Genomic DNA, 14,378 nt, shown 5'->3' on the forward strand with positions numbered 1-14,378 from the left:
GGTTCAGGACAGCGATTTGGTCCCCGGCCAAGGATTGCATCCTTGGACCAGGGCGCTGGTCTCCAGATTTCATAACTTCACTTCGTGCAGCCGGGGGGCTACGACAATGAAGGTAAGACAGGTATTTGACGGTCAACGGGGTGTGCTTGCCGCCATCTTCACAGCAAGCATCTTTGTGAACCTGCTCATCCTGACAGCGCCGCTCTACATGCTGCAATTGTTTGCCCGGGTCATGGCCTCGGGCAGCATTCCCACTCTGATTGCCCTGACCACCGGCGCCGCAATTGCGCTGGTGTTCTTTTTTCTGTTCGACATGATCCGCCAGCGCCTGGTGGCGCGGCTCGGATCGCGGCTCGAGGCGCGGCTCAGCCCCGCCGTGCTGGGCGGCATGATCGGCGGCCGCCTGCCGCCGGCGCTGGCCCGCGCCGAGCCCATCCGCGACATTCAGGAGCTGCGCGGCTTTGTCACCAGCCCGCTGTTCCTGGCACTGCTGGACGCGCCCTGGTCGCTGCTGTTCCTGGCCCTGATCTTCCTGTTCAGCCCGGTCCTGGGCCTGGTGGCGCTGGTCGGCCTCATGCTGCTGTTCAGCCTCGGGCTGATCAGCGAGATGGCGGCCCGCAAGCCGATGGACGAAGCCACCAAACAGGCCGCCGAGACCAATACCGCGGTGGCGGAAATGATGAACAACGCCAGCCTGATCCATGCCATGGGCAAGACCGGACCGCTGATCGCCCGCTGGCAGGTCAAGGCGTTCTCGGCGCTGGTGTTCAACACATTGGCCACCGACCGGGTGGCGCTGATGACCTCGCTGGCCAAGGCGGTGCGCATGGGGCTGCAGATCGCGGTGCTGGGCGTGGGCGTGGTGCTGGTGATCAACAACCAGCTGTCGCCGGGGCTGATGATTGCCGCCTCGATCCTCCTGGGCCGCGCCGCGGCGCCGGTGGAGCAGTCGATCGCCGGCTGGCGCGCCTTCCTCAAGGCGCGCAGCGCGCACGGACGGCTGAACACTTTCCTTGCCCATCTCGATGAGGCGCCGGAGCGGCTGGCCCTGCCCGATCCCGAAGGCCGCCTGTCTGTGGAGAACGCCACCGTGGTGCTGCCGGGCCGGCCGGAGCCGCTGCTCTTGGACATCAGCCTGGAATTGAAGCCGGGCCAGTCGCTGGGGCTGATCGGCCCCTCCGGCGCCGGCAAGACCACGCTTGCCCATGCGCTGGCCGGGCTGCAGCCGCTGGTGCGCGGCCATATCCGGATCGACGACGCCGCGCTCACCGACTGGGACCCGGCGCAGATCGGCCAGCACATCGGCTTCCTGCCGCAGCGGGTGGAGCTGTTCCAGGGCACGGTGGCGGAAAACATCGCGCTGATGGACCCCGGCGCCAAGCCGTCGGATGTGGTGGCGGCGGCGAAACTGGCGCAGGTGCACGAGATGATCCTGGCGCTGCCCGGCGGCTACAACGCCGAAGTGGGCCCGCGCGGCGAGTTCCTGTCGGCCGGCCAGCGCCAGCGCATCGGCCTGGCGCGCGCCTTCTTCGGCGATCGCAAGCTGATCATCCTGGATGAGCCCAACGCCAATCTCGACCCCGAGGGCGAAGAGGCGCTGGCCACGGCCATCGAGGCCGCCTGCGCCCGCGGCGCCGCGGTGGTGGCGGTGACCCACCGGCTCAGCCTCTTGCGCCGGGTGAGCCACGCGGCACTGCTGCAGGAGGGCCGGATCATGCGCTTCGGCGAGGCCCGCCAGGTGATCGAGGCGGCGGCCCAGCCGATGGCCGGCAGCCCGGCCCGGACGGGCGATCCCAAGATTGCCCCGTTCCGGCACCGCAGCCCGGAGGACCGCGGCCCGGACCAGGAGGCGGACAGCCCGGGCCGTCAGGGGACAGCCCGCCGGAATGAAGGAGCACGCGCATGAGCCTGGTGGAACATGAGACCCGCAGCCCTGCAAAAACCGGGCGCCTGCCCGCCCAGGGCGGTTTCCGCGACCAGATGCCGGCCGCCCTCAGCATGGACGTGCCGCTGCCCAAACATCCGCCGACCCGGGTGCGCCAGCTGGTGCTGTGGATGGCGGTCTGCGGCTTCGGCCTGTTCGGCGGCCTGGTGTTCTGGGCCACCCAGGCAGAGCTCACCAGCGCGGTGGTGGCGCCCGGCGAATTCAACGTGGCCGGCGACCGGCTGGCGGTGCAGCACCTGGAGGGCGGCATCCTGCGCGAGCTGAAGGTCGCCGAGGGCGACCGGGTCAGCGGCGGCCAGGTGATCGCCCGGCTCGACGGCCGCCGGGTGCAGGCGCAGATGGGCATCCTGAGCGGCCAGCTGGCCAGCCTGCTGGCGCAGCGGGCGCGGCTGCAGGCGGAGCTGCAAGGGTCAGAGACCCTGCAGCCCGGCGAGGAGCTGGAGCAGCTCATCGCCCAGGCGCCGGAACTGGCGCAGCTGGTGGCGGTGCAGCGCGACCTGCTCAGCTCCAACCGGGCGCTCTACCAGGGCCAGATGGAGATCCTCAGCGGCCGCATCACCCAGCTCAGCGATCAGCTCAAGGGCCGCGACGCCCGCATCCGGGCCACCGAGGAGCAGCTGGCCCTGGTGCAGGAGGAGCTGGCGGACCTGGCCGGGCTGTTTGAAAAGGGGCTGGTGCCGAAGACCCGCATCAGCCAGCGGCAGATGCAGCAGAGCGGCCTCCTGGGCACCCTCGGCGCGATGGAAAGCGACCGCGGCAACGTGCTGGAGCAGATCGGCGAGATGGAGGAGCGGCGGCTGCAGGCCGGCCGCGACCGGGCGGCGCGGATCGCCGCCGAAAGCCAGTCGGTGCAGGAGCAGATCCTGGACCTGCGCCAGCGGCTGGACGCCACACGGGACGTGCAGGACCGTCTGACCATCCGCGCGCCGCAGGACGGCCGGGTGGTCGGCCTGACGATCAACACCCTGGGCCAGGTGGTGGATCCCGGCCAGACCATCCTCGAGCTGATGCCCGCGGATGCCGGGCTGCTGGTGGAAACCCGGGTGGCGGTGGCCGATATCGACGAGGTTGCCGAGGGCAGCCAGGCGCGGGTGCAGCTGACCGCCTACAGCTTCCGCTCCACCCCGCCGGTGCAGGGCGAGGTGGTGATGGTGGCGGCGGGCAGCAGCCTCGACGAGGCCACCGGCCAGCCGTTTTACCCGGTGCATATCCGCATCAATGAAGCCGAGCTGGCGGCACTGCCCAATGTGAAGGCGCTGCCCGGCATGCCGGCCCAGGCGATGATCGAGACCGGCCGCCAGACCCTGGCCGACTATCTGATCAGCCCGGTGCTCTCCAGCATGTCCCAGGCTCTGAAGGAAGGCAGCAGCTAGGGGGAGCCGCTGCAGGAAAGGCCGCGGCCCCGGGGGGAGGACCGCCGCCTGCCAGGCCCGCACCCGCCGCAGGGCAGGGGCGGGCCTGTTAGTTCGCCCCGGCCCTGCGCCCCGCAACAGCCTGCACCGGGTTCGTAAAAAAGGTCCGGTCCGGACCAAATGTTTCGCGCGCGAAACATTTGGTCAGTCATGCTGACCTATATTGAGAGGCGCTTTCCGCAGGTATCAGAGTCTGAAACGGGCTTTCCGTGGAAAGCCCGTTTGCACAAAAGACGCTTCGGCGGCCCCTAGTCCGCGGCGCGTTTGCGGACCCAGCCCAGAAACGCCGCATCGGGCGCCCTGAGGCGCGGCGTGCCAGAGCGCACCCACATGGCCCGCCATTCCGCCTCCAGCGCATAGGCATCGGCGCCGGGGATCAGCGCGCGCGCCTGCTCCAGGGTGGCGGGCTTCAGCTGCGGCGCGTTCAGCACTGCCTCGGTCACTGCAGCCTTCTGGGAAAACCGGATCAGGTCGCCCTCCAGCTCCTCCAGCGCGTAATCGGGCAAGGGCTGCGCGTCGATCATGTCGCGGATCATCTTGCGGAACACCCGGCGCGGGGAGGCGGAGCCGGATTTCTTCAGGAGCGTTTCCACCGAGACCTGCCAGCTGTTCTGCCGCCCGCAGTGCTTGCGCGCCAGCTCGTAGATCCGCCGCTCCAGCGGTTTCCTGAGGCGGAAGTAATCGCGGCTGAGCGTCAGCACCGATTTCGACAGCACCGCGCGGTACAGCCAGTCGCTGAGCGTCACCGCCACGCTGACCATCTTGCCGCCGCGGGCCTTGCGCACGATCTCCCATTTCTCGATCAGGCCGAAGCCGGTGGTCACCTCCTCGCCGCCGGTGACGATATTGGTGGTGATGCGGGTGCCCGCCAGCCGCTCGAAGGCCTCGCGCAGCCGCCGGTAGGCATCGCCGGAGGTTTCCCGGTTGCAGGCGACCAGCAGGTCATGCGCCTTCAGGTGCAGGGTGCGGCTCACCTGGCGGCCGGCATTGATCGCCGCCATCAGCTGGCTGATGCAGAAGATCAGGATGTCCTTGTCGTGGATTGTCGCCAGCCCCTTGACCGAGGGCGTCACGGTGATCTCCGCGCCGTTGTGCTGGTAATTGAGGATGCGCCGGTCCGGCCGTGTGCCCAGGGAGAACAGCGGATGCTCCATCGAGGCCAGGTCGTTCTTGGGGATCGCCCCGAAGATATCGCAGAGGAAGAAATCCCCCTGCCCTTCCGGAGGGACTCCCCCCGCCGTCAGCTCTGCTGCCATCTGCCTGTCCGCCGTCTGCTCTGCCGGCCGCCGGAATCTTCTGCCCCGGTCGGCGACTCGTTTTATCGTGGTTTTGATTACACTCACCCTAAGGTTATCCACAGCCGGCGGCAACGGGGGTTCGGAATCGCTTTGCCGGGGTTTCGGAGTCATCCCATCGGGGTTTCAGAGTCATGCGTGCGGCAAAATCCGCCCCGATCGCCAATGAAAAAAGGGCTTTGCGCGCACGCCCTTCCCCCTGTAACTAATAAATAACTCATAATTAACTTGGCAGATTTTTTTGCCGGCCCTGAAACAGCCCTGTTTCGCCCCCTCCCAACCCCCGGATTTGCTTAGAAAAAGCAGGAGGTATGCGCATTTTGCTTCCATGTGCGGTGTTTTTGCGTATTCTGTCCAAAAGGCAGCACATCAGGCTGCGGAGCAGCAGAACAGCAGCATTTCACACGGGCAGGGCCGGAGGGCCCAAGGACAGCAGGCAGATCCTCATGGCGCGAGATATCCACAAGGCGAACGCAAGCCTCCCCCCCTATTTCAGCATCGACCCGGACGCCGCCCTGGCGGAGCTGGACGCCCCCACCAGCACCGCGGGCTTTGCCGAGATTGCCGCCGCCTGCGCGCAAGGCAGGGCGGACCTGGCCAGCCGCGGCATGAACGAGGAAGGCCGCAAGGAGCTGCGCCTGTTCTCCACCTGGGAGATCACCCGCTACCTGATCCCGGTCGCCCAGGCCCATTTCCGCCGGGTGCTGAAAGCCAACCCCGATCTGCCCCAGGGCCGGTCGGAGACCGAGGGCGGCGCCAAGTGGTTCACCCTCGACGAGGTGCTGGCCTTGCGCGCCTTCTTCGCGGCGCAAGGCTCCAAGGCCAAGGACTACCAGCCCTACCGCCCCGCGGGCCTGCCCGCCAAGATGGTGGCGGTTGCCAACTTCAAGGGCGGCGTCGGCAAGACCTCGACCGCGGCGCATCTGGCGATGTCGGCGGCGCTCGACGGCTACAAGGTGCTGGTCATCGATCTCGACAGCCAGGGGTCGATGACCTCGATCTTCGGCGGCCGCGTCGAGGATGAATGGCAGACCGCCTTCCCGCTGCTGGCGCGCCACTACGGCGAGCATCTGCGGCTGGAGAACCAGCGCCGGCTCGACCGCGGCGACGCCCCGCAGCCGCTGGACGAGGCGCTGGATGCGGCGATGGAGATGACCGCGGCGGACGTCATCCAGAACACCCACTGGCCCAACATCGACCTGATCGGCGCCCAGCTGAACCTCTACTGGGCGGAGTTCCAGATCCCGGTCTGGCGGATGGCGGCGCGCAGCTGGAAACTGTGGGATGCGCTGACGGAGCGGCTGGAGGCCGACGGGGTGCTGGACCAATACGATGTGATCTTCATCGACACCCCTCCGGCGCTTGGCTACCTGACGATCAACGGGCTCAGCGCCGCCGACATCCTGCTGGTGCCGATGGGCGCGTCGTTCCTGGAGTTCGACTCGACCGGCCGGTTCTTCGACATGCTGCACTCCACCTTCGCCTCCATCGAAGAGGGCGAGAACCTGGCGGCCCGCGCGCTTGGCCGCCCCGGCCTCAGCTTCGAGTGGGACGCGGTGCGCGCGGTGATCACCCGCTACGACGGCGCCCAGCAGGGTGAGCTGGCGGCGCTGATGCAGGCCTACATGGGCCGGGTGCTCTCCCCCCACAAACAGGATTTCACCGCGCTGATCGGCCAGGCCGGCGAGCAGGTCAGCGGCATCTACGAGGCCGACTACCGCGACTTCAACCGCGAGACCTATGCCCGCGGCCGCGAGACCTTCGACGAGACCTACGCCGCCTTCAAGAAACTGCTGATCGGCGTCTGGCGGCGCGAGGTGTTGCAGGAAGAGGCGGAACAGCGCGCGGCGGGCTAAGGCCCTAACAAGGACTTTCCGGCACACTGGCAGCCCGGAGACATGAGGACAGGATATGGCAAAACGCAAACGGCTTTCCCCGGCGCAGACCGATTACCTGGCAGCTGCCCCCGCCGGCAAACCCGCGCTTGGCGGGCCGTCCAGTGTAGGGGCCGCGCCGATTGCCCAGGTGGCCTCGGACGCTTCCGCCCAGGCGGCGCTGCAGGAATTGTCCGGCGTGCTGGAAAACGCCCGCGCCAAAGGGCTGATGATCGAGGAACTGCCGCTGGCAGCGATCGACGAGAACCACCTGGTGCGCGACCGCATCGAGCAGGACGAGGAAGAGCTGCAGTCGCTGATCGACTCGATCCGCGCCCGCGGCCAGCAGACCCCGGCCGAGGTGGTGCCGCTGGAGGATACATTTGGCGGGCGCACCCACGGGCTGATCTCCGGCTGGCGCCGCCTGACCGCGCTTCGCAGGCTCTATGAGGAGACATCAGACCCGCGGTTCGCCACCCTTAAGGCGCTGGTGATCAAGCCGGACAGCGCCGAAGGCGCTTATGTGGCGATGGTCGAGGAAAACGAGATCCGGGTGAACCTGTCGCACTACGAGCGCGCCCGTATTGCCGTGCGGGCGTATAAGGAGGGCGTCTTCAGCCGCCGCAAATACGCGCTGCAGGCGCTGTTCGGCAACGCGACCCGCGCCAAGCGCTCCAAGATCGGCAGCTTCGTCACCCTGGTCGAGGCGCTGGACGCGGTGCTGTTCTACCCCACCGCGATCAGCGAGAAGCTGGGCCTGGCGCTGGTGCGCGAGATCGAGGCGGATGAGGGGTTCGCGGAGCGCGCGGCACAGGCGCTGCAGGCCGCCGACCGGTCCAGCCCCGAGGCTGAGCTGGAGGTTCTGGCCCGGCTGGTGGAGGCGCGGCCTGAGAAGCAGCCTGAGAAAAAGCCTCGGTTAGAGGCTGATCTCTCCCCTGCCCCGCCGTCCGGGCAGCCGCTGGTCAGCGGCCCGCGGGTGCGCGGCGCCTATGACTGGGACGCCGCCATGCCGGGCGAGCGGATCTCCCTGCCTGGGGCCAAGGGGGTGGTCCTGGGCTATACCCCCAGCGAGCAGAAGATCGAGATCAGCGGCCCGGGCGTCAGCGCCGCGCTGGTGGAGGCGTTGCAGGCCTGGCTGAAAAAGCTCTGATCCGAGCCTGAAAACGGACAAGGGCGCGGAGACCGCGCCCTTTTTTTGTGCCTTGTTAGAGCCTGATATTAGGTCAGCCTGTCTGACCAAATGTTTCGCGCGCGAAACATTTGGTCCGGACCGGACCTATTTCAAGACCTGCGCCGTAGGCGGCGCTCAGGCGCCCCGCCCCACGGCCGTATAGGTCTCGAACCCGGCCTGTTTGGCACTCTCGGGCGAATAGATGTTGCGCAGGTCCGCCATCCGCGGCTGCGCCATCCCGCCGGCCAGCTTCTTCAGGTCCAGGGCGCGGAACTCGTTCCACTCGGTCAGCAGCACGATCAGGTCGGCACCCTGCGCCGCCTCATAGGGGTCTTCCACCCAGGCGGCGCCGGGCAGGAGCGCCTCGCCCTCGGCACGGCCCTGCGGGTCCACCACCCGCACCCTGGCGCCGCCGCCGATCAGGGCCGGCACGATGGTCAGGCTGGGGGCGTCGCGCATGTCGTCGGTGTTGGGCTTGAAGGTGACGCCGAGCACCGCCACTGTGCGGCCGTTGAAGGAGCCGCCGCAGGCATCGCGCAGCTTCTCCACCATCCGCGCCTTCACCTCGTTGTTCACCTGCATCACGGTTTCGGTGATCCGCATCGGGAAGGCATGGTCCTGGCCGATCCGCGCCAGCGCCGCGGTGTCCTTGGGGAAGCAGGAGCCGCCGTAGCCGGGGCCCGCGTGCAGGAACTTGTTGCCGATGCGGCCGTCAAAGCCGATGCCGCGGGACACTTCCTTGACGTCGGCGCCGACCCGCTCGCACAGGCCCGCGATCTCGTTGATGAAGGTGATCTTGGCGGCGAGGAAGGCATTGGCCGCGTATTTGATCATCTCCGCCGATTCCAGGTCAGTGGACAGGATCGGGAAGTCGCGCAGGTACAGCGGGCGGTAGATCTCCGACATCACTTCGGCGGCGCGCTCGGTCTGGACGCCGACCACCACCCGGTCGGGTTTCATGAAATCCTCGATCGCGGCGCCTTCGCGCAGGAACTCCGGGTTGGAGGCGACATCGAAATCGGCGCTTGGGTTGGCCTTGGCGATCACCTCCTGCACCTTGCGGTTGGTGCCCACCGGCACGGTGGATTTGGTCACCACCACCGCGTAGGCAGTCAGCGCCCCGGCGATCTCCTCGGCCGCGGCCATCACATAGGTGAGGTCGGCATGGCCGTCGCCGCGCCGGGTCGGGGTGCCGACCGCGATGAACACCGCGTCCGCCCCGTCCACCGCGGCGGCCAGATCGGCGGTGAAGCTGAGCCGCCCCGCCTTCACGTTCTTTTCCATCAGCTGGTCGAGGCCGGGCTCGTAGATCGGCACCTCGCCGTTGTTCAGCCGGGTGATCTTGCTTTCGTCCTTGTCGACGCAGATCACGTCATGGCCGAAATCCGAAAAACAGACGCCGGATACCAGTCCGACATAGCCGGTGCCAATCATCGCAATACGCATGGGATGCCCTTTTTCCGTTCCTAGTCCACCTGGCTTTGCGCTGCAGGTGGTGTTGTTCAGATAGAGACATATACGCAGCCGGACAGGGCGGAAACCGGAATTTTGGCGGCACCGCCCGCAGCGCGGAGATAAGTCCGGTCCGGACCAAATGTTTCGCGCGCGAAACATTTGGTCAACTGTGCTGACCTATTTGGGCCTTCCGGACCAGGGCCGGGCGGCGGCTCAGATGCGGTAATACTCCCGGTACCAGGCGGCAAACCGGGCCACGCCCTCGGTGACGCCGACCTGCGGCTGATAGCCGGTGAGCTCGGTCAGCAGGCGGGTGTCGGCCCAGGTGGCAGGCACGTCGCCGGCCTGCATCTCCATCATGTTCTTCTGCGCTTCGCACCCCAGCGCCGCCTCCAGTGCGGCGATGTACTCCATCAGCGGGGTCGGCTTGCTGGCGCCGATATTGACCACCCGGAACGGCGCCACCGGGCTGAGGCTGTCCTGGTCCGAGACCGGCTCTGTGCCCGGCACCGCGGCGATAAGGCCGGTGATGCCGCTGACCAGATCGTCGATATAGGTGAAATCGCGGCTCATCCGGCCGTGGTTGTAGACGTCGATGGGCTCCCCCGCCAGCATCGCCCTGGTGAATTTGAACAGCGCCATGTCGGGTCGCCCCCAGGGGCCGTAGACGGTGAAGAAGCGGAACATGGTGGTGGGAAGCCCGTAGAGATGGGCATAGGAATGCGCCATCGACTCGTTGGCCTTCTTGGTGGCGGCATAAAAGGACATCTGGTGGTCGGCCTGCTGGCGCTCTCCGAACGGCATCTCGGTGCTGGCGCCGTAGGCCGAGGAGGTGGAGGCCATCAGCAGGTGCTGCGGCGGATGCGCGCGGGCCGCTTCCAGCAGCTCGAAGGTGCCGATCAGATTGGCCTCCAGATAGTCGCGCGGCGCGTCGATCGAATGGCGCACCCCGGCCTGGGCGGCCAGGTGGATCACCGCATCCGGCTGGTGCGCCTCGAACAGCTGCATCAGCAGGCCGGGGTCCTCCAGCTTGCCGATCACCGGGGTGAAGCCCGGGGTCTGCGCCAGCATGCCGTGGCGGCGCTCCTTCAGCGCCACGTCGTAGTAGGGCGACAGGCAGTCCAGCCCGATGACCCGCCAGCCTGCCGCCAGCAGCCGCGCTGCCAGGTGATATCCGATGAAGCCGGCCGAGCCGGTGATGAGAGCTGTCTGCATGCCCTTTAGGTGGCGGCTTCCTGCCGCCCTGTCAAACCCTTTGCCGCGGCAATGGATTTGACAGGGGCCGGGATTTATGAGCTTTCGGAGCCGCGCAGGCCGCATCAGATTCCATCAGACAGGCAAGGAGCCCCGGGTGAACACAGCACAGGCAATCGGCACAGCTGCGGCAGACCCGGCGGGCACCGGACATGGGACTGGGCAGGGGGCGGGCCGGCTGGTGGCGGTGGTGGTGACCCACAACCGGCTGGACAAGCTCAAGGCGACGCTGGCGCGGCTGCTGGAGAGCCCCGCGCATGAGCTCGCGGCGGTGGTGGTGGCCGACAATGCCTCCTCCGACGGCACCGGCGCCTGGCTGGCGGCGCAGGCCGATCCGCGGCTCGACATCTGCAGCAGTGCGGAAAACCGCGGCGGCGCCGGCGGGTTCGAGATGGGCATGCGCCGGGCGATGGAGGCGCATGGCCCGGACTGGCTGGTGGTGATGGATGACGACGGGCGGCCGGCGCCGGGCGGGCTCGCGGCCTTCCGCGCGCTGGCCATGCACCGGCAGGCGGACCGGGAAACCGGCGGCGGCTGGGATGCGGTGGCGGCGGCGGTCTATTTCCCCGACGGCCGCATCTGCGAGATGAACCGGCCCTCGCGCAACCCGTTCTGGCATGCCCGCGAGTTCCTGCGCACCCTGTTCGGGGGCGGCCGCTCCGGCTTTCACGTGCAGCCCTCGGATTACGAGGGGCCGGGGATGCAGATCGATGTCACCTCTTTCGTGGGCTTCTTCATCTCCGCGGAGGCGGTGCGGCGCACCGGCTACCCGGACCCGGAGCTGTTCATCTACGGCGATGACGGGCTCTATACCCTGGGGCTGACCAAGGCGGGCGGCCGCATCGGCTTTGAGCCCTCGGTGCGCTTCGAGCATGACCTGTCGACCTTCCGGGCCGGGGGCGCGGACCCGCAAAAGGCGGATGCGGCGCAGCGCGGCCGCTTCGTGCCGCTGTGGAAGGCCTATTACTACCACCGCAACCTGTTGCTCTTGTACCGGATGGCGGCGGGCTGGCTGTTCTGGCCGGTGCTCCTGGTGATCGTGCCGAAATGGCTGACGAAGGCGCGTCAGCACCCGGGCGCGCGCCGCGTCTTCCTGCGGCTCCTGGCCCATGCGCTGCGCGACGGAATCCTGCGCCGCACCGCGGTGCGCCATGCGCGGGTGCTGGAGCTGAGCCGCGAAGGCTGAGAACGAAGGCAGGGCAGGGGTGCGGGGCATGCACATTTGCAGGGCTCCGGCATCCGAAAGGACATCCGATAGCTATCTGGTATCTGCGCCCGCTGCCCAGGAAAGCTGGGCCTGGCCGCCGTGAGCGGCAAATTGCGGCGCCAGGCTGCTGCTCATGCGGTCATCCGCTCAATGCCGGGGCTGCCAAGATCGCGGTCCCACATGCGGAAGCGGCCAAGGCTGCCGTTGAACACCGGTGCCAGGCCGATACCGGCTGCCGCCAGGACCGGCAGCGCGGATGGCGCGGGCGAGGCGGGGAAGGTCTTCCCTTTCTCTGCCAGCTCCAGAAGCGCCGCCTGGTGGCGGGCGGCAAAGCTGACAGCGGCCTCGGTCCCGGGCGCATAGGCGGATGCTGCGCCGCTGGCCGTGCTGGCGGCACCGGACTGTTCGCTGAAAACCTGGATCCGGCCGGTTGCCGGGCTGCCGGCGCTCAGATCCGCACGGAGGAAGCTGCCCTGATCAGCCTGCCAGTCGAAGAACCGGGCTGCTGCACCGGATCCGGTGTCTGCAAGACTCATGCGGCCATCCACGGCGAACGACACCGCTTCCGGCATGGCTGCAGGCAGCACAGAGGTGCGGACGGCCAGCGTCTCCGCCGCGCGGGCGGCCGGGCTGCCTGCCGTGGGGATGAAGGAGGAGGGGGTGTCTCCCGGTTCAAGCTGGGGGCGGCGGAAGTCCGCATACATGCCCGGAGTTGCATCATTCCAGACAGGATACATGTTGAAGGACGCTACTGTTCCGGCGGTGAACGTCATTGCCAGCCTGTAGACACCGGGGGATACCAGCTTCGCCACCGGGGGAAAGAGGGCCGGGGCGGCCGCCAGTTTGGTGAATGTCTCAGTGCTGAAATCAAAGCGGTAGGCGACGGAATCGTTGCCGCCGCTGAACCCGGTGCCAAAAGCCCTGAAGGTAAACCCGCCGCTGTTGCCCGCACGCACCTCGACCTGCGCGGTATACACGCCTGCGCCGCCGCCGACGTCCCCTCTTTCGGCTCTGGGGAAGCCGCCTGTGCCATTCGAAGTTATCCGGACGAACCCGCCGGGCACCTCCTCCAGGGTGCTGTTGGGAGAGGCCCAGTTCCCCGCCGGCGCGTTGGTGTGCCGCAACAGGTTCGCGGCGGCGCTGCTTTCGATCTTAATCCCTGCCGGCGCCCCGTTTTCATACGCGTTGCGGCGCGCCTTGAAGGCCGGTGAGGCACTGGACGGGACATAGGTCTCGAACCCTGCCCCCAGGGCGTTGTCCGGGTTGTCCGCCATGCCGCCGAGATCGGAGCGGTAGAGCCATTGCGCCAGAATATCCATCGCCTCGGTGCCGTCCGGATCCGTCACCAGATGCGCTGCCGCGCTTTCTGATACGCCCGCACTCAGCGTGCCGGCCGGCGCGGATTCATCCATGGCGAAAGCAATGCTGCAGATGAAGCTGCCGCCGGCCAGCAGCTGGATTTGCGCAAGATGGCCATTGCCCTGGCTGGCAACCGCCCCGTCCTGCAGGTCGAAAAGGGAAACGCCGTCTGCTCCGGCGCCGTAGCCCGCGGTTGCCATGGCAAGGTAGCGCAGGTTCACCTGCCGGACATGGGCCGCGTAGGTATAGGTGCCCGCATCCGGCAGCGCCACCCCTGCCCGCAGCGCCTCGGGCGCCCTTGCGCCTGTGCCTGCCGCGGCCGTGAGCCGAGTCGCTGACACCGACGCGCCGCTTGCGGCGCCCTGCGTCAGATCCCCGGAATGGGCCAGCAGGTTATGCGCCGCCCAGACCAGCTGCCCGGTCTCGCCGGTGAAGGTGCGCAGGCCGGTGCCGCTGTAGGCGAACATCTCGTCAAAGCTCCTGGCAGCACCCGCCTGAAAGTAGCGGTCCTGCCGGAAGTCCAGGTCGATCAGGGGGGCAGGCGGCGGCCTGCGGCCCTGCACGGCCTCACCCGTCATTGAAAGGCCGGCGCCCAGCATCAGTACCACCCCGCGACGGTTGCCGTTGTGCCGGTTGCTTCGACTCCGGCCGCCGAGAAGGCAAATGTCTCGCCGGAGGCGACCGGATAGACAATGATGGTTCCCGCGGCATCCCGGAGCGCCAGGTCGCCGCCCGAGACAACCCGCAGCACCCGCGGCCGCACCGGCAGGTCGGTGCCATCTTGGGGAGTGATGGCGAAGTGGGTTGCAGCCGGGCTTTCAAACCCGCGGCGGTGGCTGGCGAACGGATCGGTTTGAGGCATTTGCGTACTCCTGAAATGGCAGGCTTGATGAAACGTGCGTCCCGATTCCTCCGATGGCTGAATGGTGGGATATCCGGGTTAAGGCTGGAACAACCGGGCGTGCGCCGGATGGCCTTCTGCCGCAACGCTTTGAGAGGCTTGTGCAAAGAACGGTCTCTTCCCTAGCTATCCGGGAGCTGTTTGGCATTGGCCAAGAGCGGACAGGGCGCCGCACCTGAACGGGGAACCGCCTTGGCTGGCGCCACCCGGTATCTGACCGCTTCCTGATATCCAGATCGCATCTATAGATGTCTGTCTGCTATCTGGTACTGTGAGGAGAAAGAGGCGGAGCAGGCATGCCGGTAATATCATTTGCAAACCTCCAGGGCGGGGCGGGTAGCATCGAGGCTTTCTGCTGGGTGGCAGATGCCAACGGCAGGGGTTTGGTGGACCCCCTTGAGCATGCGGCCGCCTTGCTTGAGAAAGAGCATCTCCGACAGGGCTGAAGGCATGTTCATATCCCGCTTTTCAGAGGCCATATTGCAAGCTGTCCTTGGGGAGAGGC

General features: G+C 67.4%; 10 protein-coding genes. 5 read left to right on the plus strand and 5 right to left on the minus strand.

From position 1 onward, the window contains the following. Positions 1-106 precede the first annotated feature (106 nt). Both KUW17_RS20045 and KUW17_RS20050 read left to right on the plus strand, forming a co-directional pair. Positions 107-1,906: a type I secretion system permease/ATPase gene (locus KUW17_RS20045; protein ID WP_222482083.1), complete on the plus strand. Its 1,800-nt coding sequence runs from the start codon at positions 107-109 to the stop codon at positions 1,904-1,906. Next, positions 1,903-3,318, plus strand: coding sequence for an HlyD family type I secretion periplasmic adaptor subunit (locus KUW17_RS20050; RefSeq protein ID WP_222482084.1), 1,416 nt, complete (start codon positions 1,903-1,905; stop codon positions 3,316-3,318). The genes KUW17_RS20045 and KUW17_RS20050 overlap by 4 nt, the downstream gene beginning before the upstream one ends. Positions 3,319-3,605: 287 nt before the next feature. Here KUW17_RS20050 and KUW17_RS20055 read toward each other — a convergent pair whose 3' ends face one another. After that, entirely contained in the window at positions 3,606-4,613 is a 1,008-nt protein-coding gene (locus KUW17_RS20055) for a replication initiator protein A (protein WP_222482085.1), read from the minus strand. Positions 4,614-5,098: 485 nt separating this feature from the next. Here KUW17_RS20055 and KUW17_RS20060 point away from each other — a divergent pair, with 485 nt between their 5' ends. Both KUW17_RS20060 and KUW17_RS20065 read left to right on the plus strand, forming a co-directional pair. After that, positions 5,099-6,508: an AAA family ATPase gene (locus KUW17_RS20060; protein WP_222482086.1), complete on the plus strand. Its 1,410-nt coding sequence runs from the start codon at positions 5,099-5,101 to the stop codon at positions 6,506-6,508. A 55-nt stretch (positions 6,509-6,563) separates the two neighbouring features. Then, positions 6,564-7,676: a ParB/RepB/Spo0J family partition protein gene (locus KUW17_RS20065; RefSeq protein WP_222482087.1), complete on the plus strand. Its 1,113-nt coding sequence runs from the start codon at positions 6,564-6,566 to the stop codon at positions 7,674-7,676. Positions 7,677-7,832: 156 nt separating this feature from the next. Here KUW17_RS20065 and KUW17_RS20070 read toward each other — a convergent pair whose 3' ends face one another. Together KUW17_RS20070 and KUW17_RS20075 are read right to left on the minus strand one after the other, a co-directional pair. Then, entirely contained in the window at positions 7,833-9,143 is a 1,311-nt protein-coding gene (locus tag KUW17_RS20070) for a UDP-glucose dehydrogenase family protein (protein ID WP_222482088.1), read from the minus strand. A 222-nt stretch (positions 9,144-9,365) separates the two neighbouring features. Next, on the minus strand, positions 9,366-10,367 hold the full coding sequence (locus KUW17_RS20075) for an NAD-dependent epimerase/dehydratase family protein (RefSeq protein ID WP_222482089.1): 1,002 nt from the start codon (positions 10,365-10,367) through the stop codon (positions 9,366-9,368). A 136-nt stretch (positions 10,368-10,503) separates the two neighbouring features. Here KUW17_RS20075 and KUW17_RS20080 point away from each other — a divergent pair, with 136 nt between their 5' ends. Next, positions 10,504-11,592 (plus strand): glycosyltransferase, encoded by a 1,089-nt coding sequence (locus tag KUW17_RS20080; protein WP_315899413.1) that lies wholly within the window; start codon positions 10,504-10,506, stop codon positions 11,590-11,592. A gap of 152 nt (positions 11,593-11,744) precedes the next feature. On the opposite strand, the gene KUW17_RS20085 is transcribed toward KUW17_RS20080, so the two are convergent. Both KUW17_RS20085 and KUW17_RS20090 read right to left on the minus strand, forming a co-directional pair. Then, the gene (locus tag KUW17_RS20085; RefSeq protein WP_222482091.1) at positions 11,745-13,571 is read right to left on the minus strand and encodes a hypothetical protein; all 1,827 of its coding nucleotides are present in this window, start codon (positions 13,569-13,571) and stop codon (positions 11,745-11,747) included. Continuing rightward, positions 13,571-13,834, minus strand: coding sequence for a hypothetical protein (locus tag KUW17_RS20090; RefSeq protein ID WP_222482092.1), 264 nt, complete (start codon positions 13,832-13,834; stop codon positions 13,571-13,573). The genes KUW17_RS20085 and KUW17_RS20090 overlap by 1 nt, the downstream gene beginning before the upstream one ends. Positions 13,835-14,378: the final 544 nt, after the last annotated feature.

Source organism: Leisingera aquaemixtae (assembly GCF_019801145.1).
GTDB classification, from domain to species: Bacteria; Pseudomonadota; Alphaproteobacteria; order Rhodobacterales; family Rhodobacteraceae; genus Leisingera; species Leisingera aquaemixtae_A.

What these genes read in the sequence shown, in the direction of transcription:
- KUW17_RS20045 (WP_222482083.1), top strand. Translation starts at nt 107, where the DNA reads ATGAAGGTAAGACAGGTATTTGACGGTCAACGGGGTGTGCTTGCCGCC.
- KUW17_RS20050 (WP_222482084.1), top strand. Translation starts at nt 1,903, where the DNA reads ATGAGCCTGGTGGAACATGAGACCCGCAGCCCTGCAAAAACCGGGCGC.
- KUW17_RS20055 (WP_222482085.1), bottom strand. Translation starts at nt 4,613, where the DNA reads ATGGCAGCAGAGCTGACGGCGGGGGGAGTCCCTCCGGAAGGGCAGGGG.
- KUW17_RS20060 (WP_222482086.1), top strand. Translation starts at nt 5,099, where the DNA reads ATGGCGCGAGATATCCACAAGGCGAACGCAAGCCTCCCCCCCTATTTC.
- KUW17_RS20065 (WP_222482087.1), top strand. Translation starts at nt 6,564, where the DNA reads ATGGCAAAACGCAAACGGCTTTCCCCGGCGCAGACCGATTACCTGGCA.
- KUW17_RS20070 (WP_222482088.1), bottom strand. Translation starts at nt 9,143, where the DNA reads ATGCGTATTGCGATGATTGGCACCGGCTATGTCGGACTGGTATCCGGC.
- KUW17_RS20075 (WP_222482089.1), bottom strand. Translation starts at nt 10,367, where the DNA reads ATGCAGACAGCTCTCATCACCGGCTCGGCCGGCTTCATCGGATATCAC.
- KUW17_RS20085 (WP_222482091.1), bottom strand. Translation starts at nt 13,571, where the DNA reads ATGCTGGGCGCCGGCCTTTCAATGACGGGTGAGGCCGTGCAGGGCCGC.
- KUW17_RS20090 (WP_222482092.1), bottom strand. Translation starts at nt 13,834, where the DNA reads ATGCCTCAAACCGATCCGTTCGCCAGCCACCGCCGCGGGTTTGAAAGC.